General features: G+C 56.9%; 22 protein-coding genes and 3 tRNA genes (1 of these 25 only partly in view). 1 reads left to right on the forward strand and 24 read right to left on the reverse strand.

What is annotated here, in order from left to right:
* The 22 genes from gmhB to ACFWHB_RS20000 form a co-directional block, all read right to left on the reverse strand.
* Window positions 1-202, reverse strand: the 5' end (the start) of a protein-coding gene (gmhB, locus tag ACFWHB_RS19895; RefSeq protein ID WP_111913571.1) for a D-glycero-beta-D-manno-heptose 1,7-bisphosphate 7-phosphatase. 341 nt of this gene lie to the left of the window's left edge; only the first 202 of its 543 coding nucleotides appear in the window; the start codon lies at window positions 200-202; its stop codon lies off the left edge, out of view.
* Between the two features lie 114 nt (window positions 203-316).
* On the reverse strand, window positions 317-1,501 hold the full coding sequence (gene tuf, locus ACFWHB_RS19900; protein ID WP_106885567.1) for an elongation factor Tu: 1,185 nt from the start codon (window positions 1,499-1,501) through the stop codon (window positions 317-319).
* A gap of 54 nt (window positions 1,502-1,555) precedes the next feature.
* Complete coding sequence (gene fusA / locus ACFWHB_RS19905) at window positions 1,556-3,661, reverse strand: elongation factor G (protein ID WP_106885572.1); 2,106 nt, start codon at window positions 3,659-3,661, stop codon at window positions 1,556-1,558.
* 75 nt (window positions 3,662-3,736) lie between these two features.
* Window positions 3,737-4,207, reverse strand: coding sequence for a 30S ribosomal protein S7 (gene rpsG, locus ACFWHB_RS19910; protein WP_010675949.1), 471 nt, complete (start codon window positions 4,205-4,207; stop codon window positions 3,737-3,739).
* A 93-nt stretch (window positions 4,208-4,300) separates the two neighbouring features.
* Window positions 4,301-4,675 (reverse strand): 30S ribosomal protein S12, encoded by a 375-nt coding sequence (gene rpsL, locus ACFWHB_RS19915; RefSeq protein ID WP_005306278.1) that lies wholly within the window; start codon window positions 4,673-4,675, stop codon window positions 4,301-4,303.
* A gap of 182 nt (window positions 4,676-4,857) precedes the next feature.
* On the reverse strand, window positions 4,858-5,136 hold the full coding sequence (gene tusB / locus ACFWHB_RS19920) for a sulfurtransferase complex subunit TusB (RefSeq protein ID WP_111913573.1): 279 nt from the start codon (window positions 5,134-5,136) through the stop codon (window positions 4,858-4,860).
* A 7-nt stretch (window positions 5,137-5,143) separates the two neighbouring features.
* A complete protein-coding gene (tusC, locus tag ACFWHB_RS19925) occupies window positions 5,144-5,500 on the reverse strand; it encodes a sulfurtransferase complex subunit TusC (protein ID WP_395949118.1) in 357 nt (118 codons plus the stop codon).
* Window positions 5,501-5,509: 9 nt separating this feature from the next.
* A complete protein-coding gene (gene tusD / locus ACFWHB_RS19930; protein WP_042650612.1) occupies window positions 5,510-5,902 on the reverse strand; it encodes a sulfurtransferase complex subunit TusD in 393 nt (130 codons plus the stop codon).
* 86 nt (window positions 5,903-5,988) lie between these two features.
* Window positions 5,989-6,369, reverse strand: coding sequence for a RidA family protein (locus tag ACFWHB_RS19935; protein WP_106885569.1), 381 nt, complete (start codon window positions 6,367-6,369; stop codon window positions 5,989-5,991).
* Window positions 6,370-6,395: 26 nt separating this feature from the next.
* A complete protein-coding gene (locus ACFWHB_RS19940) occupies window positions 6,396-7,112 on the reverse strand; it encodes a helix-turn-helix transcriptional regulator (RefSeq protein WP_025328613.1) in 717 nt (238 codons plus the stop codon).
* 196 nt (window positions 7,113-7,308) lie between these two features.
* The gene (rpoC, locus tag ACFWHB_RS19945; RefSeq protein ID WP_005325063.1) at window positions 7,309-11,613 is read right to left on the reverse strand and encodes a DNA-directed RNA polymerase subunit beta'; all 4,305 of its coding nucleotides are present in this window, start codon (window positions 11,611-11,613) and stop codon (window positions 7,309-7,311) included.
* A 90-nt stretch (window positions 11,614-11,703) separates the two neighbouring features.
* On the reverse strand, window positions 11,704-15,732 hold the full coding sequence (gene rpoB / locus ACFWHB_RS19950) for a DNA-directed RNA polymerase subunit beta (protein ID WP_025328615.1): 4,029 nt from the start codon (window positions 15,730-15,732) through the stop codon (window positions 11,704-11,706).
* 222 nt (window positions 15,733-15,954) lie between these two features.
* On the reverse strand, window positions 15,955-16,317 hold the full coding sequence (gene rplL, locus ACFWHB_RS19955; RefSeq protein ID WP_025328616.1) for a 50S ribosomal protein L7/L12: 363 nt from the start codon (window positions 16,315-16,317) through the stop codon (window positions 15,955-15,957).
* Window positions 16,318-16,368: 51 nt separating this feature from the next.
* Window positions 16,369-16,869, reverse strand: a complete 501-nt coding sequence (gene rplJ, locus ACFWHB_RS19960; RefSeq protein ID WP_025328617.1) for a 50S ribosomal protein L10 — start codon at window positions 16,867-16,869, stop codon at window positions 16,369-16,371.
* Between the two features lie 257 nt (window positions 16,870-17,126).
* Entirely contained in the window at window positions 17,127-17,828 is a 702-nt protein-coding gene (rplA, locus tag ACFWHB_RS19965) for a 50S ribosomal protein L1 (RefSeq protein WP_041206544.1), read from the reverse strand.
* A 4-nt stretch (window positions 17,829-17,832) separates the two neighbouring features.
* Entirely contained in the window at window positions 17,833-18,261 is a 429-nt protein-coding gene (gene rplK / locus ACFWHB_RS19970; RefSeq protein ID WP_016352267.1) for a 50S ribosomal protein L11, read from the reverse strand.
* Window positions 18,262-18,395: 134 nt separating this feature from the next.
* Window positions 18,396-18,923 carry a transcription termination/antitermination protein NusG gene (nusG, locus tag ACFWHB_RS19975; protein WP_197066239.1) on the reverse strand — a complete coding sequence of 176 codons (528 nt, stop codon included), beginning with the start codon at window positions 18,921-18,923 and terminating at the stop codon, window positions 18,396-18,398.
* Window positions 18,924-18,956: 33 nt separating this feature from the next.
* Window positions 18,957-19,328 (reverse strand): preprotein translocase subunit SecE, encoded by a 372-nt coding sequence (secE, locus tag ACFWHB_RS19980; RefSeq protein WP_042650611.1) that lies wholly within the window; start codon window positions 19,326-19,328, stop codon window positions 18,957-18,959.
* 60 nt (window positions 19,329-19,388) lie between these two features.
* Window positions 19,389-19,465 (reverse strand) — tRNA-Trp (locus tag ACFWHB_RS19985).
* A 52-nt stretch (window positions 19,466-19,517) separates the two neighbouring features.
* On the reverse strand, window positions 19,518-20,702 hold the full coding sequence (gene tuf, locus ACFWHB_RS19990; protein WP_106885567.1) for an elongation factor Tu: 1,185 nt from the start codon (window positions 20,700-20,702) through the stop codon (window positions 19,518-19,520).
* A gap of 171 nt (window positions 20,703-20,873) precedes the next feature.
* Window positions 20,874-20,948, reverse strand: a tRNA-Gly gene (locus tag ACFWHB_RS19995).
* A 38-nt stretch (window positions 20,949-20,986) separates the two neighbouring features.
* Window positions 20,987-21,071: transfer RNA gene (locus ACFWHB_RS20000), tRNA-Tyr, on the reverse strand.
* Window positions 21,072-21,334: 263 nt separating this feature from the next.
* Here ACFWHB_RS20000 and coaA point away from each other — a divergent pair.
* Window positions 21,335-22,273: a type I pantothenate kinase gene (gene coaA / locus ACFWHB_RS20005; RefSeq protein ID WP_106885566.1), complete on the forward strand. Its 939-nt coding sequence runs from the start codon at window positions 21,335-21,337 to the stop codon at window positions 22,271-22,273.
* A 77-nt stretch (window positions 22,274-22,350) separates the two neighbouring features.
* Here the strand turns inward: coaA and birA are convergent, their stop codons facing one another.
* Entirely contained in the window at window positions 22,351-23,316 is a 966-nt protein-coding gene (gene birA, locus ACFWHB_RS20010) for a bifunctional biotin--[acetyl-CoA-carboxylase] ligase/biotin operon repressor BirA (protein WP_395949119.1), read from the reverse strand.
* Window positions 23,313-24,350 carry a UDP-N-acetylmuramate dehydrogenase gene (murB, locus tag ACFWHB_RS20015; protein WP_395949120.1) on the reverse strand — a complete coding sequence of 346 codons (1,038 nt, stop codon included), beginning with the start codon at window positions 24,348-24,350 and terminating at the stop codon, window positions 23,313-23,315. The genes birA and murB overlap by 4 nt, the downstream gene beginning before the upstream one ends.
* Between the last annotated feature and the right edge of the window lie 119 nt (window positions 24,351-24,469).

Below are 24,469 nucleotides of genomic sequence, written 5' to 3' on the forward strand. Positions count from 1 at the left end.
TCATGAAGTCGTCTTCACTAAAGTAGCCGCGGGCGATGCCGGACTGGTTGGTGACGACGATCAACAGATAGCCCTTCTTCTTCAGCAGCTGCAGGGCTTCGATCACCCCGGGCAGGAAATGGAAGTCATCGACCTGGCTGACATAACCGGTGTCTTCGTTGATGACTCCGTCACGATCCAGAAAAATGGCGGGTTTACTCACGGGCACTACCTCGGTAATAGATGTTTTAAAAGTGTCTCACTGGGGGAATAGCGCCCCAAAAAATAAAAGGGGCAGCCGAAGCCACCCCTTTCATGTGTGCATTTAAAGTATCGATTAAGCGATAACTTTAGCTACAACACCAGCACCTACGGTACGGCCACCTTCACGGATAGCGAAACGCAGGCCGTCGTCCATCGCGATCGGGGCGATCAGGGTAACAACCATTTTGATGTTGTCGCCTGGCATTACCATCTCTACGCCTTCCGGCAGTTCGATGGTACCGGTCACGTCGGTAGTACGGAAGTAGAACTGCGGACGGTAGCCCTTGAAGAACGGGGTATGACGACCACCTTCTTCTTTGGACAGCACGTACACTTCAGATTCGAACTTGGTGTGCGGCTTGATGGAGCCCGGCTTGGCCAGTACTTGACCACGCTCAACTTCTTCACGCTTCACGCCACGCAGCAGGGCGCCAACGTTCTCACCAGCACGACCTTCGTCCAGCAGTTTGCGGAACATTTCAACACCGGTACAGGTGGTAGAAACGGTGTCTTTGATACCGACGATTTCTACAGTCTCACCGACTTTAACGATACCGCGCTCTACACGACCGGTAACAACGGTACCACGGCCAGCGATGGAGAAGACGTCTTCGATAGGCATCAGGAACGGCAGGTCAATGGCGCGCTCCGGCTCCGGGATGTAGGTATCCAGGTGGTGAGCCAGCTCGATGATCTTCTCTTCCCATGCAGCGTCGCCTTCCAGCGCTTTCAGCGCGGAACCACGAACTACCGGCAGGTCATCACCCGGGAAGTCGTACTCGGTCAGCAGTTCACGAACTTCCATCTCGACCAGTTCGAGCAGCTCTTCGTCGTCTACCATGTCGCACTTGTTCATGAACACGATCATGTACGGGATGCCAACCTGGCGACCCAGCAGGATGTGCTCACGAGTTTGCGGCATCGGGCCGTCAGTCGCGGCAACTACCAGGATCGCGCCGTCCATCTGGGCAGCACCGGTGATCATGTTCTTAACGTAGTCGGCGTGACCCGGGCAATCTACGTGGGCGTAGTGACGGATAGCGGTGTCGTATTCTACGTGGGAGGTGTTGATGGTGATACCACGCTCACGCTCTTCCGGCGCCTTGTCGATCTGGTCGAAGGCGAAAGCTTTACCACCGAAGTGCTTGGCCAGCACGTTGGTGATGGCGGCGGTCAGGGTGGTTTTACCGTGGTCAACGTGGCCGATGGTGCCGACGTTTACGTGCGGTTTGTTACGCTCAAATTTTTCTTTAGACACGACGTAGTCCTTCTAGGTTAAACCCGCCTACCGTCGTAGGCGGGGAATCATAAATTACTTGGATTTGCGCTCTTCGATCACGGCCTGGGCGACGTTAGTCGGGGCATCGTGATACTTGGCGAATTCCATGGCGTAGGAAGCGCGACCCTGGGTAGCGGAACGCAGGGCAGTCGCATAACCGAACATCTCGGCCAGCGGCACGAGAGCACGAACGATCTTGCCGGACGGGCCGTCTTCCATACCTTCGATCAGGCCACGACGACGGTTCAGGTCACCGATCACGTCGCCCATGTAATCTTCCGGAGTCTCAACTTCTACTTTCATGATCGGTTCGAGCAGAACCGGGTTGGCCTTCATGAAGCCAGCCTTAAAGGCCATGGAAGCAGCGATTTTGAACGCCAGTTCGGAGGAGTCGACATCGTGGTAGGAACCGAAGTGCAGACGCACGCCCAGATCCATTACCGGATAGCCTGCCAGCGGGCCGGACTTCAGCTGCTCACGGATACCCTTGTCAACACCCGGGATGAACTCACCAGGAATCACGCCGCCCTTGATGTCGTTAACGAACTCGTAGGCTTTGCCTTCTTCCAGCGGGTACATGTCGATCACAACGTGACCGTACTGACCACGACCACCGGACTGCTTGGCATGCTTGCCTTCGATGTCCTTGACGGTATTGCGGATGGTTTCACGGTAGGCAACCTGCGGCTTACCTACGTTCGCTTCAACCTTGAACTCGCGACGCATACGGTCAACGATGATGTCCAGGTGCAGCTCACCCATACCGGCGATGATGGTTTGGCCAGATTCTTCGTCAGTCCATACGCGGAAAGACGGATCTTCCTGCGCCAGACGGCCGAGTGCCAGACCCATCTTCTCTTGGTCAGCCTTGGTTTTCGGCTCAACCGCGATGGAGATTACCGGCTCCGGGAATTCCATACGCTCGAGGATGATCGGCGATTTTTCGTCACACAGGGTGTCACCAGTGGTCACGTCTTTCAGACCGATGGCAGCGGCGATGTCGCCTGCGCGAACTTCTTTGATCTCTTCACGCTTGTTGGCGTGCATCTGAACGATACGGCCAAAACGCTCGCGCTTCTCTTTGACAGAGTTCAGCACGGAGTCACCGGAGTTAACCACACCGGAGTAAACGCGGAAGAAGGTCAGGTTGCCAACGAACGGGTCGGTAGCAATCTTGAATGCCAGAGCAGAGAACGGCTCGTCATCGGAAGCGTGACGCTCGTCTTTGGTGACGCCATCCAGCTTCAGACCGTCGATGGCTGCTACGTCGGTCGGAGCCGGCAGATAGTCAACCACGGCATCCAGCATGGCCTGTACGCCCTTGTTCTTGAACGCGGAGCCACAGGTAACCAGGATGATTTCGTTGTTCAGAACACGCTGACGAAGAGCTTTCTTGATCTCTTCTTCGGTCAGTTCTTCACCACCCAGGTATTTTTCCATCAGGTCTTCAGACGCTTCAGCAGCGGCTTCAACCAGGTTCATGCGCATTTCTTGCGCTTGTTCCAGCAGCTCGGCCGGGACGTCTTCGTAATCGAAAGACACGCCCTGGTCAGCTTCGCTCCAGTTGATGGCTTTCATCTTGACCAGGTCGATAACGCCCTTGAAGTTCTCTTCTGCACCGATGTTCAGTTGCAGCGGAACCGGGGTACCTTTCAGACGGGTCTTGATGTGCTCAACGCAGCGCAGATAGTTGGCGCCGGTACGGTCCATCTTGTTGACGAACGCGATACGGGGAACCTTGTACTTGTTAGCCTGACGCCATACGGTCTCAGACTGTGGCTGTACGCCACCTACGGCACAGTACACCATCACGGCGCCGTCCAGAACACGCATTGAACGCTCTACTTCGATAGTAAAGTCAACGTGGCCCGGGGTATCGATGATGTTGATACGGTGCGGTTGGAACTGTTTACCCATACCGGACCAGAAAGCGGTGGTCGCGGCGGAGGTGATGGTGATACCACGCTCTTGTTCCTGTTCCATCCAGTCCATGGTGGCGGCGCCATCGTGAACTTCACCGATCTTGTGACTTACACCGGTGTAAAACAGAACGCGCTCGGTAGTAGTAGTCTTACCGGCGTCGATGTGAGCAGAGATACCGATGTTACGATAACGCTCAATGGGGGTTGTACGAGCCATTGTCATCCTCTTACTAGGGCACTTGTCCCCAGATAATTAAAGGTGCGCAGAGCCAGAAGACCCTGCGCAAGCGGATTACCAGCGGAAGTGAGCGAAGGCCTTGTTCGCTTCAGCCATACGGTGAACGTCTTCACGTTTCTTGACAGACGAACCCTTATTGTCAGCGGCATCCAGCAGCTCGCCAGCCAAACGCTGAGCCATTGATTTTTCACCACGTTTACGAGCGGCATCAACCAACCAGCGCATTGCCAGGGCATTGCGACGAACCGGACGAACTTCTACCGGTACCTGATAGGTTGCACCACCGACGCGACGAGATTTAACCTCGACCGCCGGACGAATGTTGTCCAGAGCGACTTCGAACAGGGCCAGGTGCTCTTTGCCAGATTTGGTGGCAATGATGTCCAGGGCGCCATAAACGATGGCTTCTGCAACAGATTTCTTACCGTCAACCATTACTACGTTGACAAATTTAGCCAGCAGCTCTGATCCGAACTTGGGATCCGGCAGGATTTTACGCTGACCAACAACACGACGTCTTGGCATTTCAAATTCTCCGTAACTTCAGGGGTTACCCAAAACTAGAAAGTTATCTAACTAGAAACGAATTAACGTTTGGCCTTACTTAACGGAGAACCATTAAGCTTTCGGACGCTTCACGCCATACTTGGAGCGAGCCTGCTTACGGTCTTTAACACCGGCACAGTCCAACGCACCACGAACGGTGTGATAACGAACACCTGGCAAATCCTTGACACGACCGCCACGGATCAGAACAACGGAGTGCTCCTGCAGGTTGTGACCTTCACCGCCGATGTAGGAGGTGACTTCGAAGCCGTTGGTCAGACGTACACGGCACACTTTACGCAGTGCAGAGTTAGGCTTCTTGGGGGTGGTGGTGTATACACGGGTGCATACGCCACGCTTCTGAGGGCACGCTTCCAGCGCCGGCACGTTGCTTTTCACAACGAGCTTGATGCGTGGCTTGCGAACCAACTGGTTAATAGTTGCCATCAAAAGGCTCCTGATAATGACTTCATAAACGTGTGAAAAATCCTCCCCGCAGATACGGGGACGCGAAATTTTATGCCCTGTTGTCTGGGGAGTCAAGATTTATACAATTCGTGCGCCAAAAGGGCAAATGACATCCCGCCATTATTGTGATAACCACCTGAGCTAACAGGCAAAAATCAAAACTAGCCGGCCCAGGTCTGCGGTGATCCCTGTTCGGCGATCAGCTTGATCAGGCCGGCCATGTCGAGTTCCATCCCGATCCTGGGGGACAAGCCCCTCGCCTTCAGGTCTTCCCCCATCACATAGAGGGGGATCCCGTTCAATCGTTCGCACCACTGCGGGGCCGTCGTCGCCACCACGGCGTCCTGCATCAGTACCAGCAGATCCGCGTCCTGACGATAACGCAGCACCTGCTCGAGGTCCTGGCTGAGAAAGGGAGAGTTCAATACCAGCTGTATCATGGGCACCTCAAAAGCTGATGTGGGTGGTGAAGTTGTCCCACTGGTGGCTGATCTCGGCAGGGCTCAGTACTGTCACGGGGATCAGCAGATCCTCTGCCGTCAGACCACGTTCGGCCAGCGACGCCGCACAGACATAGACCTCCTCGACATCGTACAGTTCCAGCATCTTGAAGGTCGGGGCGTAGTGGCGCTGCAATATCCCCTGTGGCGACTGCTCCCTGAGCAATTGCAGCACACCGTCACCGATGAGGAACAGCGCCAGTGATTCCGTCAGCGCAGAGGTGGCCAGCAAGGCATCCAGTCCCTCTCGTCCACTCGCCGTACCGTGGGGACCACGCCGGCAGATAAAGGCTATCTTGGTCATTTCATCCCCCTAGAACTGGACGAAGCGGTCGGCGGTCAGACTGGCCTCGGCTAGCTGACCCAGCCCGCTTAAACGAAACGGGGCCTGCAGATTGAACTGGGTCTTGCCTACCCCCTTAGCCTCGGCTTCATCGAGCACCCCGCGGCGCATGGCGGCGGCGACACACACATCGATGGCAATGCCCTGCGCCAGAGCCAGATCGCGCCACAGCGCCACCAGGTCGGTCTCATCGCTGGCCGGGGCATGCAGACCATTGCCGTTATGGACCCCATCCTGATAGAAGAACAGGTGAGACAGCTGATGTCCCTGCTCGATGAGGCTCAGGGCGAAGCGATAGGCGGTGCTGGCCGTCTGGGTACCATAGGCGGGCCCGGTGACCAGCAGGGCAAAATTCAGACTCATATCCGGACTCCTGCACAGATGTGCATCCATTCTACCTCAAAGACGAAAAAGCCCCTCCTGGGAGGGGCTCTTCCGATGACTCAGACTCAGACATGAGCAATGGCTTCGACTTCGACCAGCACATCCTTGGGCAGGCGAGCCACTTCCACGCAGGAGCGCGCCGGCGCAGCATCACCGAAGTAGCGGGCATAGACCTGGTTGAAGGCCACGAAGTTGTTCATGTCACTCAGGAAACAGGTGGTCTTCAGCACCTTGCTGGTATCGGCACCGGCCGCCTTCAATACTGCAACCAGGTTCTTCATCACCTGCTCGGCCTGCGCCTCGATGCCACCGGCAACTATGTCCATGGTGGCCGGATCGAGCGGGATCTGCCCGGAGGTGAACACCAGGTCACCCAGCTTGGTAGCCTGAACATAAGGACCAATTGCGGCGGGCGCCTTGTCGGTTGCAATCACTTCTTTAGCCATTGTTATCTATCCCCTATCTATGGCGCTTACTCGCTCTCTTCTTCACCCTGCTTGCGCTGTCGGATGTAGAGATACACGGTATGTTTGGAAATATTCAGCTTGTCGGCGACCAGGTTGATCGAGTCCTTGATATCAAATATGCCCTTCTCGAACAACTGGGTCACGATAAAACGATTCTTGGCGTTGTTGGCCACGGAGGGATCGCGGTTGATCTCGTCGATGGTGTTGTCCACCGTCTGGGCAACCAGCTCCTCCACGCTGTTGGCGAAGGTCTCCGGCGATTGACGCTCCACTTGCTGGGGCGTCGGGAAGAATTCGGCCACGAACTCGTGGAAAGGCGCATTGATGTGCAAGTTGATGCAGATAAGACCTATCACCTGCTTGTCGCGGTTGCGGATGGCGATGGTGCTCGACTTCATCAGCGCACCGGTCCGGCTGCGGGCGAAGTAGCTCTGGGTATGATCCTGACCCGTGCTCTCGATGTCCTTGAGCATGCGCAGGGCCAGATCGGTGATCGGCGCTCCCAGGGTCCGCCCCGTGTTGAATCCGTTCGCTATCTTGATCACTGACTCATGCAGATTTTCCAGGGAATGCAGCACCACTTCGCAGTGCTTGCCGAACAGATCGGCCAGGCCCTCGATGAGGCCCTCATATGAACGCAACAATTCCCTGTCTTCGTCTGTAAAAGCGCGACCGCTCAGTTGCTCTTCGGGAAGCAGTACTTCCTCGATACCGACAGCCATGTTCTACCCCTGTAATAACCATTCAACTTTCCCGAGTTTTCAATTGCGGGGGATCAATGTCAACTTTTTTTGATTTTTTGCTCTATAACCTTGCACTGGATCATCCCCTGCCCCAGCCCGGTGCAGCGCACTGCTGGCGGGCGGGCAACAAAAAGGGCCCCTTGAAGGAGCCCTTTTTAATCACTGCAGCTGAAGATTACTCTTCGTCAAAACTGCCGGCTGCGTTGAGCAGATCCGCCAGATTTTGCTGAGCCTCATCGGCAGTCACCTGCGGTACACCGACAGCACGGGCTGCGGCGGCACGCTGGTTGATCCGGGCATGGTGGTAGGCAAAGCCGGTACCAGCCGGGATCAGACGACCCACGATCACGTTCTCTTTCAGGCCACGCAGTTCATCACGCTTGCCGCCAACGGCCGCTTCGGTCAGAACGCGAGTGGTTTCCTGGAAGGAAGCCGCGGAGATGAAGGACTCGGTGCTCAGGGATGCCTTGGTAATACCCATCAGGATGTGACGGAAGGTGGCCGGAGTCTTACCCTCGGCAACCAGCTTACGGTTGGCAATCTTCACACGAGCCACTTCAACCTGCTCGCCTTCGATCAGGTCGGTGTCGCCGGCGCTCAGGATCTCGCACTTACGCAGCATCTGACGAACGATGACTTCGATGTGCTTGTCGTTGATCTTAACGCCTTGCAGACGGTAAACGTCCTGCACTTCGTTGGCGATGTAGTTGGCGACCGGGCTGATACCGCGCAGACGCAGGATGTCGTGAGCAGACTCAGGACCGTCTGCCAGCACTTCACCCTTCTCAACTTTTTCACCTTCAAACACGTTCAGGTGACGCCACTTCGGAATCATCTCTTCGTAGATGTCGCCACCGTCGGTCGGGGTGATGACCAGACGGCGCTTGCCCTTGGTCTCTTTCCCGAAGGAGATGGTACCGGAGATCTCGGCCAGGATAGCCGGTTCCTTCGGTTGACGTGCTTCGAACAGATCCGCAACGCGCGGCAGACCACCGGTGATGTCCTTGGTACCGCTGGACTCTTGCGGGATACGCGCGACCGCGTCACCCACGCCCACGTTGGCACCATCCTCCAGGTTCACGATCGCCTTGCCCGGCAGGAAGTACTGGGCGGCTACATCGGTACCCGGGATCATGACATCCTTGCCGTTCTGGTCGACCAGCTTCACGGTCGGACGCATCTCTTTACCGGCGCTCGGACGTTCGTTGACATCCAGCACGACGATAGAGGAGAGACCGGTCAGCTCGTCGGTCTGACGAGTGATGGTCACACCGTCGATCATGTGTTCGAAGTCCAGGCGACCTGCTACTTCGGTGATGATCGGGTGGGTGTGCGGATCCCAGTTGGCGACGGTATCACCGGCACTCACGGCCTGGCCATCTTTCACTTCCAGGACGGAACCGTAAGGCAGCTTGTGGCTTTCCTTGGTACGGCCCATCTCGTCCATGATGGTCAGTTCGGTAGAACGGGAGGTGATAACCAGCTTGTCTGCACTGTTGGTAACAAACTTGGCGTTCTGCAGCTTGATGCTACCGGTGTTCTTGACCTGGATGCTGCTCTCGGCAGCAGCTCGGGATGCGGCACCACCGATGTGGAAGGTACGCATCGTCAGCTGGGTACCCGGCTCACCGATGGACTGGGCGGCGATAACACCGACAGCCTCACCCTTGTTCACCAGGTGACCACGGGCCAGATCACGGCCGTAGCAGTGGGCACAGTTACCGAAGTCGGTCTCACAGGTGATGGCAGAACGTACCTTCACGCGGTCGACGGAGTTACGCTCCAGCAGGTCACACAGATACTCGTCGAGCAGCGTATTGCGCGCGACCAGGATCTCGCTTTCAGTACCCGGCTTGATCACGTCTTCGGCGACCACACGACCCAGCACGCGCTCACGCAGCGGCTCGACCACGTCACCACCTTCGATCAGCGGAGTCATCCACAGACCTTCGGTCGTACCGCAATCGTCCTCGGTGATCACCATGTCCTGAGCCACGTCAACCAGACGACGAGTCAGGTAACCGGAGTTCGCCGTCTTCAGTGCGGTATCCGCCAGACCCTTACGAGCACCGTGAGTGGAGATGAAGTACTGGAGTACGTTCAGACCTTCACGGAAGTTCGCCACGATCGGCGTTTCGATGATGGAACCATCCGGCTTGGCCATCAGGCCACGCATACCGGCCAGCTGACGGATCTGGGCGGCGGAGCCCCGCGCACCAGAGTCGGCCATCATGAAGATGCTGTTGAAGGAGGCCTGCTCTTCTTCTTCACCCAAGGAGTTGACGTTCCGCTCCTTGGAGAGGTTATCCATCATGGCCTTGGAGACACGATCGTTCGCGCTGGCCCAGATATCGATAACCTTGTTGTAGCGTTCGCCCGCGGTCACCAGACCGGACAGGAACTGGTCCTGGATCTCGGCGACTTCGGCTTCGGCTGCCGCAATGATGTCTTTCTTGGCATCCGGGATGACCATGTCATCGATACCAACGGAAGCACCGGACAGGGCCGCGTAATGGAAACCGGTATACATCAGCTGGTCAGCGAAGATGACGGTGTCCTTCAGGCCCTGCTTGCGATAGCAGGTGTTCAGCAGACGGGAGATGAGCTTTTTGCCCAGCGCCTTGTTGGATACGGATTTGATCCAGTTCTGCGGATTGGCATCCAGATCGGCCTGCTCGGCGGCAGTCAGCACCTTGGGTTCGTCGATCAGCGCGTATTCCATGCCTTTGGGCAGGATCAGGCTCAGGATCGCACGACCAACTGTGGTGTTCTTCATCTCGGTGTGCGGCAGCAGGGAACCGTCTTCCTGACGCAGGTATTCGGTAATGCGCACTTTCACACGAGCATGGAGATCGGCCAGACCGGCGCGATAGACCTTCTCGGCTTCTTTCGGGCCGGCCAGCACCATACCTTCGCCCTTGGCGTTGATACGGGCACGGGTCATGTAGTACAGACCCAAGACCACGTCCTGGGAAGGAACGATGATCGGCTCACCGGAGGCAGGCGACAGGATGTTGTTGGTAGACATCATCAGGGCGCGCGCTTCCAGCTGGGCTTCCAGGGTCAGCGGTACGTGGACCGCCATCTGGTCACCATCGAAGTCCGCGTTATAGGCGGCACAGACGAGCGGGTGCAGCTGGATGGCCTTGCCTTCGATCAGGGTCGGTTCAAACGCCTGGATACCCAGACGGTGCAGGGTCGGTGCACGGTTCAGCAGGACCGGGTGTTCGCGGATCACTTCGTCCAGGATGTCCCAAACGACGGCTTCTTCGCGCTCCACCATTTTCTTGGCGGCCTTGATGGTGGTCGCCAGACCACGGGATTCCAGCTTGCCATAGATGAAGGGCTTGAACAGCTCGAGCGCCATCTTCTTCGGCAGACCGCACTGATGCAGACGCAGGGTCGGACCTACGGTGATAACGGAACGACCGGAGTAGTCGACACGTTTACCCAGCAAGTTCTGACGGAAACGACCTTGCTTACCCTTGATCATGTCGGCCAAGGATTTCAGCGGGCGCTTGTTGGAACCTGTGATGGCACGACCACGACGGCCGTTATCCAGCAGGGCATCCACGGACTCTTGCAGCATGCGCTTTTCGTTGCGCACGATGATGTCCGGCGCCGCCAGATCCAGCAGACGCTTCAGGCGGTTGTTACGGTTGATCACGCGACGGTACAGATCGTTCAGATCGGAAGTCGCGAAACGGCCGCCGTCCAGCGGTACCAGCGGACGCAGGTCCGGCGGCAGCACAGGCAGCACTGTCATGATCATCCACTCCGGCTTGTTGCCGGACTGCAGGAAGGCTTCCATCAGCTTCAGGCGCTTGGTGGTCTTCTTGCGCTTGGTTTCGGAGTTGGTTTGATCCAGCTCCTCACGCATGGTCTTGACTTCACCTTCCAGATCGATGGCACGCAGCAATGCAAGGATTGCTTCGGCACCCATCTTGGCGTCGAATTCGTCGCCCCACTCTTCCAGTGCGTCCAGATAGTTCTCTTCGGACAGCATCTGGCTGCGCTCGAGGTTGGTCATGCCGGGTTCGATCACTACATAGGATTCGAAATACAGCACGCGCTCGATGTCACGCAGGGTCATGTCCAGCAGCAGACCGATACGGGACGGCAGGGACTTCAGGAACCAGATGTGGGCAGTCGGGCTGGCCAGCTCGATGTGGCCCATGCGCTCGCGACGGACCTTGGTCTGGGTCACTTCTACGCCGCACTTCTCGCAGATCACACCACGGTGTTTCAGGCGCTTGTACTTGCCGCACAGACACTCGTAGTCCTTCACCGGTCCGAAGATACGGGCGCAGAACAGACCATCACGTTCCGGCTTGAAAGTCCGGTAGTTGATGGTCTCAGGCTTTTTGACCTCACCGAATGACCAGGAGCGGATCATGTCAGGAGAGGCCAGACCGATCTTGATACTGTCAAACTCTTCGGTCTTGGTCTGAGCCTTCAAAAACTTGAGTAAGTCTTTCACGTGTTTCCCCTGTCAGGAGTCTAACCTCGGCGCCCTACTGCCAAAGCAGCAGGGCGCCCACGTCAATTCTCGAACAATAAGAGCGAGCTCTTACTCTTCGTCCAGCTCGATGTTGATACCCAGAGAGCGGATTTCCTTCAACAGTACGTTGAAGGATTCGGGCATGCCCGGCTCCATACGGTGGTCGCCATCCACGATGTTCTTGTACATCTTGGTACGGCCATTCACATCGTCAGACTTGACGGTCAGCATTTCCTGCAGGGTATATGCCGCACCGTAAGCCTCCAGGGCCCACACTTCCATCTCACCGAACCGCTGACCACCGAACTGTGCCTTACCACCCAGCGGCTGCTGGGTAACCAGGCTGTAGGAGCCGGTAGAACGCGCGTGCATCTTGTCGTCTACCAAGTGGTTCAGCTTCAGCATGTACATGTAACCCACGGTGACCTTGCGCTCGAAGGCGTTACCGGTACGACCGTCGAACAGGGAGATCTGACCGGATTCCGGCAGATCGGCCAGCTTCAGCAAGGCCTTGATTTCGCGCTCTTTGGCACCATCAAAGACAGGTGTAGCAACCGGCAGACCCTTACGCAGGTTACCCGCAAGGGTACGTACGTCGTCATCAGACAGCTCGGCGATGTTCACTTGCTGGGTGTCTTTCTCGCCCAGGTCATAGACCTGTTGCAGGAAGTCACGCATCTCGTGCAGCTCGCGCTGATCCTTGATCATGCGGTCTATCTTCTCGCCGATGCCCTTGGCCGCGAGGCCCAGATGCACTTCGAGGATCTGACCGATGTTCATACGGGACGGTACGCCCAGCGGGTTCAGTACGATGTCGACCGGACGGCCGAACTCGTCATGAGGCATGTCCTCGACCGGGCAGATCTTGGAGATAACACCCTTGTTACCGTGACGGCCCGCCATCTTGTCACCCGGTTGGATGCGACGCTTGACTGCCAGGTAAACCTTGACGATTTTCAGTACGCCCGGCGCCAGATCATCACCCTGGATAATCTTGCGACGTTTGTTCTCGAACTTCTTGTCGAAGTCGGCTTTCAGCTCGATGTGCTGCTCGGCGATCTGCTCCAGCTCGATCTGCTTGGCTTCATCTTCGATGGCCAATTCAAACCACTTGGAACGATCCAGCTTGTTCAGACGATCTTCGCTGTAACCGGCGGCCAGCAGCAGGTTGCGGGAGCGGCCGAAAATGCCGTCTTCCAGGATCTTGAACTCTTCGGTCAAGTCCTTCTTCGCTTCCTTCAGCTGCATCTCTTCGATTTCTTTGGCGCGCTTGTCTTTTTCCACGCCATCGCGGGTAAAGACTTGCACGTCAACCACGGTACCGTACACACCGTTCGGCACACGCAGGGAGGAGTCCTTCACATCGGAGGCCTTCTCACCGAAGATGGCGCGCAGCAGCTTCTCTTCCGGGGTCAGCTGGGTTTCACCCTTGGGTGTTACCTTGCCGACCAGGATGTCGCCGCCCTTCACTTCGGCACCCACGTAGACGATACCGGACTCGTCCAGCTTGGACAGAGCGGCTTCACCCACGTTCGGGATGTCGGCAGTGATCTCTTCCGGACCCAGCTTGGTGTCACGGGAGATACAGGCCAGTTCCTGGATATGGATGGTGGTCAGGCGATCTTCCTGTACCACACGCTCATTCACCAGGATCGAGTCTTCGAAGTTGTAACCGTTCCACGGCATGAAGGCGACGCGCAGGTTTTGGCCCAGCGCCAGTTCGCCCAGGTCGGTAGACGGGCCGTCAGCCAGCACGTCGCCCGCCATCACCGGCTCACCCAACATCACGCAAGGACGCTGGTTGATACAGGTGTTCTGGTTGGAACGGGTGTACTTGGTCAGGCTGTAGATGTCGATGCCGGCTTCGCCTGGCAGCAGCTCATCTTCATTGACCTTGATAACGATACGGGAGGCATCGACGTAGTCGATCATGCCGCCACGCTTGGCCACTACGGTAACACCGGAGTCAACGGCCACGGCGCGTTCCATACCGGTACCTACCAGCGGCTTGTCAGCACGCAGAGTCGGTACGGCCTGACGTTGCATGTTCGAACCCATCAGGGCTCGGTTAGCATCATCGTGCTCCAGGAACGGGATCAGGGCCGCTGCCACAGAAACTATCTGTTGCGGGCTCACGTCCATGTACTGGATCTGGTCGGCGTTCATAAAGGTGGATTCACCCTTGTGACGGCACGGGATCAACTCGTCTTTCAGACGGCCATCTTCGGTGGTCGCGGCGTTAGCCTGTGCGATCACGTACTTGCCTTCTTCGATTGCTGACAGGTAGTCCACTTCGTCGGTGATCACACCGTCGATGACCTTGCGGTACGGGGTCTCGAGGAAACCGTACTCGTTGGTGCGGGAATACACGGACAGCGAGTTGATCAGACCGATGTTCGGACCTTCCGGAGTCTCGATGGGGCACAGACGACCGTAGTGAGTCGGGTGTACATCTCGAACTTCGAAGCCGGCACGCTCACGGGTCAGACCGCCCGGGCCCAGCGCGGAAATACGACGCTTGTGGGTCACTTCGGACAGCGGGTTGTTCTGGTCCATGAACTGGGACAGCTGGCTGGAACCGAAGAACTCTTTGACCGCGGCGGAGATCGGCTTGGCGTTGATCAGATCCTGCGGCATCAGGGTGTCCAGGTCGCCCAGGGAGAGACGCTCCTTGACCGCACGCTCGACACGCACCAGACCGACGCGGAACTGGTTCTCTGCCATTTCACCGACAGAACGGATACGACGGTTACCCAGGTGGTCGATATCGTCCACCTCGTCATTGCCGTTACGGATGTCGATCAGGCGCTTCATGACTTCGACGATGTCGTCTTTGGTCAGCACGCCAACGCCGGTCTCGTCTTCACGACCCAGACGGCGGTTGAACTTCATCCGACCCACGGTAGACAGGTCGTAACGCTCGGAAGAGAAGAACAGGTTCTCGAACAGCTGCTCGGCCGCTTCGCGGGTGGGCGGCTCGCCCGGACGCATCATGCGGTAGATCTCGACCAGCGCTTCCAGACGACTGGAGCTGGAGTCGATACGCAGGGTCTCGGACATGTAGGCACCGTGGTCCAGTTCGTTGGTGAACAGAACCTCGAAGTGCTTGAAGCCGGCTTGGGACAGATTGGCAACCGCTTCCAGGCTCAGGGCCTGGTTGGCAGTCACGACCATTTCACCAGTTTGCGGGTGCGCGTAGTTCTTGGCTGCAACTTTGCCAACAACGTACTCTACCGGCACCTCGATCTGGGTGATGGCGTCTTTTTCCAACTGACGGATATGACGGGCAGTGACACGACGACCGGTCTCAACCACCACGGCGCCATTGGCAATGATGTCGAAGGTCGCAGTCTCACCACGCAGGCGCTCGGGCACCAGATCCATCATCAACTTGCCATCTTTGACCTCGAAACCTATGGTCTCGAAGAAGGTGGCCAGGATTTCTTCGGAACTGAAGTCCAGGGCGCGCAGAATAATGGAGGCCGGCAGTTTACGACGACGGTCGATACGGACAAACAGGTTGTCTTTCGCATCGAACTCGAAGTCCAGCCAGGAGCCACGGTAGGGGATAACGCGGGCGTTATACAGTACCTTACCGGATGAATGTGTTTTGCCTTTATCGTGGTCGAAGAAGACGCCCGGGCTGCGGTGCAGCTGGGAGACGATAACCCGTTCGGTACCATTGATGACAAAGGTGCCGTTTTCGGTCATGAGCGGAATTTCGCCCATGTACACTTCTTGTTCCTTGATATCTTTGACGGTGCCGGCAGCTGCTTCACGGTCGTACAGAACCATACGAAGCTTGACACGCAGCGGCGCGGAGTAGGTCACTCCACGGATCTGGCATTCTTTTACGTCAAATACCGGCTCACCCAGGCGATAGCTGACATACTGAAGCTCAGCACTACCGGAGTAACTGGTGATCGGGAAAACGCTACGGAAAGCGGCCTCTAGGCCATATTCACCTTCCGGGTCAGCCTCGATGAACTGCTTGAAGGAGTCCAGCTGAATGGACAACAGATAAGGCGTGTCCAGTACCTGGTCTCGCTTACCGAAGTCCTTACGAATGCGTTTTTTTTCGGTATAAGAGTAAACCATAGGGTTCCTCAGCTCGCTGATAAGTGACCCACTCTGTCCCGCGGGACAGCTCTGTCTCAACACCGTTTTGTGTTGGCCCGGACGATGAGGCGGTCCGGATTGCTGGTGCACTGAGAGTCGTAAACGGTGTGAAATGCTCTCAGTCTACAGCGCAAAAAGGCTGGTGAACAAACATTCACCAGCCCTAGCCTGTTTTATCAGGCTAATCTACATAAATGCAGATTATTTGATCTCAACAGAAGCACCGGCAGCTTCCAGCTCTTTCTTCAGAGCTTCAGCTTCGTCTTTGGAGACGGCTTCTTTCAGGTTGGTCGGAGCGGCTTCTACCAGGTCCTTGGCTTCTTTCAGGCCCAGGCCGGTGGCAGCACGAACGGCCTTGATGACGGCAACTTTGTTGGCGCCAGCAGCAGTCAGAACTACGTCGAACTCGGTCTTCTCTTCTACTGCTTCAGCGGCCGGACCGGCAGCTACAGCAACAGCGGCAGAAACACCGAACTTCTCTTCCATTGCTTCGATCAGCTCAACAACTTCCATTACGGACATGGAAGCAACGGCTTCGATGATTTGGTCTTTAGTGATAGACATGACAAAAATTCCTGATGTTGAATAAACTCAAACAGCCTAAATAGGCGAGAATCAAGCAGCAGCTTGTTTCTGGTCGCGAACAGCAGCGATAGTACGAACCAGCTTGCCAGCAGAGGCTTCCTTCATGGTAGCCATCAACTTCGCAATTGCTTCGTCGTAGGTCGGCAGCGTGGCCAGACGATCAATTTGTGCTGCGGCGATAAACTCACCGTTAAAAGCGCCAGCCTTGATTTCGAACTTTTGGTTCGCTTTGGCAAACTCTTTGAACAGACGAGCGGCAGCGCCCGGGTGTTCGTTAGAGAAAGCAATCAAGGTAGGACCAGTCAATACGTCGTTCAGGCAACCGAATTCGGTGCCCTCTACCGCGCGACGCAGCAGGGTGTTACGCACAACGCGCATGTACACACCGGCTTCACGAGCGGATTTACGCAGGACGGTCATCTTGTCAACAGTCACACCGCGAGAATCGGCTACAACTGCAGACAGAGCGCCTTTGGCAGCTTCGTTGACTTCAGCAACAATTGCCTTTTTGTCTTCGAGTCCCAATGCCATTGGCTTAACTCCTGGATTGAATCTGAGTCTCATGACTCAGTACTGACACATCCCCCCTACCTTCACAACAGAGGGGAACGATGCGGTAGCAGGATTCCAGAAGAGAAAGAAAACTTTCTCGCTGGGTTTCCGGCACCGTCTACGCAGGAAGGATTAAGGCTTTTCGGCCACCTGCGGTCTTGGACGGAGGTCGAAACCCCCAACCAATCAAGGCGCAAAATTATAGATTAAATTTTGCGCCTTGTAAAATCCATCAATTAGCCCTGAGCTTCCAGAGAAGCTTGGTCTACGGCAACACCGGCACCCATGGTGGTGGAGATGCTGACTTTCTTGATGAAGATGCCTTTGGCGGAAGAGGGTTTGCCCTTTTTCAGAGCAACCAGCAGAGCTTCCAAGTTTTCTTTCAGCTGAACTTCGTTGAAAGAAACCTTACCCAGAGTGGTATGGATGATACCATTCTTGTCATTGCGGTAACGAACCTGACCGGCTTTAGCATTCTTCACAGCTTCAGCAACGTTCGGGGTTACGGTACCCACTTTCGGGTTAGGCATCAGGCCGCGCGGGCCCAGGATTTGGCCCAGTTGACCAACAACGCGCATGGCATCCGGGGATGCGATCACGACGTCGAAGTTCATCTCGCCTTTCTTGACCAGCTCGGCCAGGTCATCCATACCCACCAGTTCAGCACCGGCAGCCTTGGCGGCTTCGGCGTTGGCACCCTGGGTGAATACGGCGACACGGATGTCACGTCCGGTACCGTGCGGCAGTACAGTAGCACCACGTACGTTCTGGTCGGATTTACGAGCATCGATACCCAGGTTAACGGCAACGTCAACGCTTTCAACGAACTTGGCGGTAGCCAGTTCTTTCAGCAGGGCAATGGCTTCGTTGATGGAGTACTCTTTGGTACCGTCAACTTTTTCGCGAATAACGCGCATACGCTTGGAAAGTTTTGCCATTGTCTTAATCCTCCACTACCAGGCCCATGGAACGAGCGGAGCCTGCGATGCAACGTACTTTTGCATCCAGATCGGCACCAGTCATGTCCGGCTCTTTGGTCTTGGCGATTTCTTGCAGCTGAGCAACAGTCACCTTACCAACCTTGTCTTTGTTCGGCTTGGCGGAACCAGACTGGATGCCAGCGGCTTTCTTCAGCAGGAAGGAAGCAGGCGGAGTCTTGGTTTCGAAGGTGAAGGAACGGTCGCTGTAAACGGTGATCACGACCGGAGTCGGTGAGCCTTTTTCCAGCTTTTCTGTACGAGCGTTGAACGCCTTACAGAATTCCATGATGTTCACACCGTGTTGACCCAGAGCAGGACCAACGGGAGGGCTGGGGTTAGCACTGCCAGCCTTAACTTGCAGCTTGATATAAGCTGTGACTTTCTTAGCCATTACGAAAATACCTCAAAAATGGGTTCTAGCGCCTCGGAGACATACTCCTGCAAACGGCTCCCCAACAAATAAAGGGGCAGCGAATTATAGAGATAATCGCTGCCCCTGACAACCGTTAAACGTACAGAGTTTAATCAGCCCTTTTCGACCTGACCAAAATCCAGTTCTACCGGCGTTGAGCGACCGAAGATCAATACAGAGACCTTCACGCGGCTCTTCTCGTAGTCCACTTCTTCAACGGTGCCGTTGAAGTCAGCGAACGGACCATCGGCAACCCGCACCATTTCACCCGGTTCAAACAGGGTTTTCGGACGCGGCTTGTCGTGGGCATCTTGCAGACGATTGAGGATGGCATCCGCTTCCTTATCGGAGATCGGAGCTGGACGATCGGAGGTGCCGCCGATGAAGCCCATCACACGCGGCACATTGCGTACCAGGTGCCATGTGGTCTCGTCCATCATCATCTGGACCAGGACATAACCCGGGAAAAATTTGCGCTCACTCTTGCGCTTCTGGCCGGCACGCATCTCGACCACTTCTTCGGTCGGGACCAGCACTTCGCCAAACAGCTCTTCCATGCCATGCATCTTGATATGTTCACGCAGGGATTTGGCAACCCGGCCTTCATAGCCGGAAAATGCCTGCACGACATACCATCTCATACGTTGTTCACGTTGTTCAGTCATGGCTTTTCCTTACACACCGGTAATCAGGTTGACCAACCAGACCAAGGCACCGTCCAGAATGAACAGCAAGAGCCCCATCACGGCGGTCACCGCCAGCACAATCAGGGTTGTCTGAATGGCTTCCTGGCGGGTCGGCCATACGACCTTGCGGACTTCCAGGCGCGACTCACGAGCAAAAGCCAGTGTTGCCTTACCTTTGGTGGTTTGCAGGGCCACTGCACCTGCAGCAGCGATGACAACGACCACACCCAGGGCGCGGACGGCGGCGACAACGTCAGTGAGCAGGTAATTACCTACCACAGCGGCCGCCAGGATGATGAAAACCAGGCCCCAAAGAAGGGTATCCTTGCTTCCGCCCTGTCCCTCAGAACTAACACTCATACAACCCACCTGTATCTGACGTAACCAAAGACACAAAAGCCCCGTACGAGACGAGGTATATGGCAGGGGCGGCAGGACTCGAACCCGCAACCATCGGTTTTGGAGACCGCTGTTCTACCAATTCGAACTACGCCCCTGCATAAGAAAGCCCCTATTATAGGGGCTTTGCTTTATTTATGTAAGCCAAGATTAAGCGATAACTTTGGCTACAACACCAGCACCTACGGTACGGCCACCTTCACGGATAGCGAAACGCAGGCCGTCGTCCATCGCGATCGGGGCGATCAGGGTAACAACCATTTTGATGTTGTCGCCTGGCATTACCATTTCAACGCCTTCCGGCAGTTCGATGGTACCGGTCACGTCGGTAGTACGGAAGTAGAACTGCGGACGGTAGCCCTTGAAGAACGGAGTATGACGACCACCTTCTTCTTTGGACAGAACGTACACTTCAGATTCGAACTTGGTGTGCGGCTTGATGGAGCCCGGCTTGGCCAGTACTTGACCACGCTCAACTTCTTCACGCTTCACGCCACGCAGCAGGGCGCCAACGTTCTCACCAGCACGACCTTCGTCCAGCAGTTTGCGGAACATTTCAACACCGGTACAGGTGGTAGAAACGGTGTCTTTGATACCGACGATTTCTACAGTCTCACCAACTTTAACGATACCGCGCTCTACACGACCGGTAACAACGGTACCACGGCCAGCGATGGAGAAGACGTCTTCGATAGGCATCAGGAACGGCAGGTCAATGGCGCGCTCCGGCTCCGGGATGTAGGTATCCAGGTGGTGAGCCAGCTCGATGATCTTCTCTTCCCATGCAGCGTCGCCTTCCAGCGCTTTCAGCGCGGAACCACGAACTACCGGCAGGTCATCACCCGGGAAGTCGTACTCGGTCAGCAGTTCACGAACTTCCATCTCGACCAGTTCGAGCAGCTCTTCGTCGTCTACCATGTCGCACTTGTTCATGAACACGATCATGTACGGGATACCAACCTGGCGACCCAGCAGGATGTGCTCACGAGTTTGCGGCATCGGGCCGTCAGTCGCGGCTACTACCAGGATCGCGCCGTCCATCTGGGCAGCACCGGTGATCATGTTCTTAACGTAGTCGGCGTGACCCGGGCAATCTACGTGGGCGTAGTGACGGATAGCGGTGTCGTATTCTACGTGGGAGGTGTTGATGGTGATACCACGCTCACGCTCTTCCGGCGCCTTGTCGATCTGGTCGAAGGCGAAAGCTTTACCACCGAAGTGCTTGGCCAGCACGTTGGTGATGGCGGCGGTCAGGGTGGTTTTACCGTGGTCAACGTGGCCGATGGTACCCACGTTAACGTGCGGTTTATTACGCTCAAATTTTTCTTTAGACATGATCGTCCCTCTAAACTAACGCTGAGTACGCGGTGGCAAGCTAACCACAGAACAGTTTATATGATGGATTTGAATCAGGGGGACAGAGAGGATGGTGCTGGCAGGCAGGTTCGATTGCCGAACTCACCCTAGGGTGTGGCTTTCAGAATTACCTGAGCCATATCAGCATCTTGGAGCGGGCAGCGGGAATCGAACCCGCATCATCAGCTTGGAAGGCTGAGGTAATAGCCATTATACGATGCCCGCATTTCTCTAACCCAAAGAACTCAAACCGCAGAGAAATATGGTGGAGGGAGAAGGATTCGAACCTTCGAAGGCAGAGCCGTCAGATTTACAGTCTGATCCCTTTGGCCGCTCGGGAACCCCTCCGATTGCACGAATGCCACAACGGTAATTCTGCTTGCACCCGTTGTTTTTGTCGCTTTTGCTGGGCAAATAGACGACAGACATCCAAGCGTCGCGCATTTTATGGTAAGGATTTTGGGGATGCAACCACTGCGCCCTGCAAAATGTGCATTATTGCCGGGATCTATGCAAAAAAACGCTCCTCCTCAGTCCCAACCGGACGCGTCCCTTGTCGCTCCCGATCCCTTGGTGTATGGTCGCCCTGCCCAAGAAACAGTGATGACACCATGACGACAGAGCATAACCCCTATTTGCAATTCACCCGCGAACAATGGGCGTTATTGCGCGATGCGGTCCCCCTGACCCTGACCGAGAGGGACCTGCACACCCTGCGTGGCATCAACGAGAAGGTGTCATTGCGCGAGGTGGAAGAGATCTATCTGCCCCTTTCCCGCCTGCTCAATCTCTACGTCAAGGCCAAGCAGCGCCGCAGTCGGGTGCTGGAGCAGTTTCTCGGCCAGTCTCGCGGCAAGGGCACCTACATCATCAGCATCGCCGGCAGCGTGGCGGGGGGAAAGAGCACCACGGCCCGCATCCTGCAAGCATTGCTGGAGCGCTGGCCCGAGCATCCGCGGGTGGAACTGGTCACCACGGATGGCTTCCTTTATCCCAACAAGGAGCTGGAAGAGCGCGGGCTGATGCGCCGCAAGGGTTTTCCGGAATCCTACGACATCCGCCATCTGGTGGAGTTTGTCGCCAACATACGTGCGGGTCACGAGAAGGTCGAAGCGCCGGTTTACTCCCACCTTATCTACGACATCCTGCCCGATGAGAAGAAGGTGGTGGAACAGCCGGACATCCTGATCCTGGAGGGGCTCAACGTGCTGCAGAGCGGCATGGATTACCCCCAGGAGCCCCACAGAGTCTTCGTGTCAGATTTTGTCGACTTCTCCATCTATGTGGACGCCGACGCCGAGCTGCTGCGCGCCTGGTACATAGACCGCTTCCTCAAGTTCCGCAGCGGCGCCTTCTCGGATCCGGACTCCTACTTCCACCACTATGCCAAACTGGCGGAAAGCGAGGCGACCGAAATAGCCAGCAACATATGGCAAGACATCAACTATCTGAATCTGCAAGAGAACATCTTGCCGACCCGGGAGCGGGCCAACCTGATCCTGACCAAGGGACAAGAACACGCCATCGAGCAGATCAAGCTGCGCAAGTGACCGCAGCGGGTCGCCGGATAACGAAGAGGGGGCCCGCAGGCCCCCTCTTCTATTGGGTTCTCATGAGCCAGTCTCGCTCAGTCCCCCCGGCGCAGGGAGATCTCTCCCCCCAGATAGAGTTTGACCCCCTCGTCCGTCTCAAGCCGCAGGGCACCGCGATCGTCGATGCCCCGGGCTATGCCGCGGATCACCTGCTCCCCCATCAACAACTTCACCGGTTGGCCGGCAAAGTAGTCAAGCCGGTTCCAGCTCTCGACGAAGCTAGCCAGACCGCTCTGCTCGAAGGTCTGCATGGCCTCTTGCAGATGCAGGAGTACGCAGGCCGCCAGCTGGTTGCGATCCACCAGTTCGGGCTGAACCTGGCGCAGCTCTGACCAGGCCTGATCGATCTTCTCCCCCTGCTGGCTCGGCATCGCCAGATTGAGGCCGATGCCGATCACCAGATGGCAGCTGGCGCCGGCGCTGCCGCTCATCTCCACCAGTATGCCCGCCAGCTTGCGGCCCTGGTAATAGAGATCGTTCGGCCACTTGAGCTCCACCCCGGGGTAGCCGAGGGATTCCAGCGCCTCCACCACGGCCACCCCCACCGCCAGACTCAGCCCCATGGCGGCCGCCATGCCCTGCTCGAGCCGCCAGTACATGCTGAGGATCAGCTGGCAGCCGAACGGCGAGACCCAGGGCTTGCCACGACGCCCACGACCGGCGGTCTGGCACTCGGCCAGGCAACTCTCGCCGGCGCTCAGCTGGTTGACCCGCTCAAACAGATACTGGTTGGTGGAGTCGATCACCGAGAAGCAGTGTACCGGCGCCATGGGGGCCAGGGCCTGCAGTTGCGCCTGATCATAGAGTGCCATGGGAGCCGCCAGGCGGTACCCCTTGCCGGTCAGGCTGAACAGATCCAGCCCCAGCTCCTTGAGGGCGGCCATGTGCTTGCTCACAGCCGCACGGCTGATGCCGAGCTGCTCCCCCAGCTGTTCGCCGGAGTGAAACTGGCCATCGCTGAGCAGGGTGATCAGGGTCTGTCTGACGGGAGTGAGGGTCATGCCAGCACCTCGTCCAGCCAGGTTTCGCCGGTGAGCCCCATGAAGCGCACCTCGTGCTCCAGCACCACACCGAACTTGTGCTCCACGCTGTCACGGACATGGGCCGCCAGGGCGATGAGCTCCATGGCGCTGGCGCCCCCGAGGTTGACCAGCACCAGCGCCTGCTCCTGATGGACGGCGGCACGGCCGATGGCAAAGCCCTTGAGCCCGCACTGATCGATGAGCCAGCCCGCAGCCAGCTTGGCCTGCCCTTCCCCGGCCGGGTAGCAGGGCATCTGCGGATATTGCCCCTTGAGTGCATCCGCCACCGAGGTTGGCACCACGGGGTTCTTGAAGAAGCTGCCCGCGTTGCCGAGCACGGCAGGGTCCGGCAACTTGGCCATGCGGGTGGCACAGACGGTGTCGAAGATGGCCTGCGCACCTGGGTGCTCGCCGAGGGCCGCCAGGGGGCCATAACCGATCACGGGTTGCCAGGCCTTGGGCAGGCGCAACCCGACGGCGGTGATGAAGTGGGTGTCCTGATAATCGTGCTTGAAGATGCTGTCACGATAGCCGAACTGACAGTCGGCTGCGGCGATGCGCTCCACCTCGCCGCTCTGCCAGTTGAATGCCTCCACATAGGCACAGAACCGGGCCAGTTCGACCCCGTAAGCGCCTATGTTCTGCACCGGGGCCGCACCGACTGTGCCCGGGATCAGCGCCAGGTTCTCCAGCCCATGCCAGCCCTGTTGCAGGGCATGGCACACTAGCTGATGCCACTCCTCCCCCGCCGCCACGTGCAGCAACCAGTGGCTGTCGTCATCCTGCAGCGCTATGCCTTTCATCCGATTGAGCACGACCAGACCGGCAAAATCATTGCAGAACAAGATGTTGCTCCCACCACCCAGCACCAGGCGCGGCAAGGCGCTCAGCTCCGAATTGGCCCGCAACTGGCAAAGATCATCCAACTGGGCCACTTCGGCCAGCCAGAGGCAATGTGCTTCCAAACCCAGGGTATTGAGGGCCGCCAAGGGGGCATGGGGAGTGAGTTTCATCTGCGTGTTCCGACAAGGGCAAGGGCGCAGTTTACCCCAGATCCCCCGGGACGAAAAACCCGGGTACTGTTCGGACTCAAACCGCTGGAGTAAAGTAAGCCCTTCAGCCCGTTGAGGAA

Source organism: Aeromonas mytilicola subsp. aquatica, from assembly GCF_044336385.1.
Taxonomy (GTDB): domain Bacteria; phylum Pseudomonadota; class Gammaproteobacteria; order Enterobacterales; family Aeromonadaceae; genus Aeromonas; species Aeromonas rivipollensis.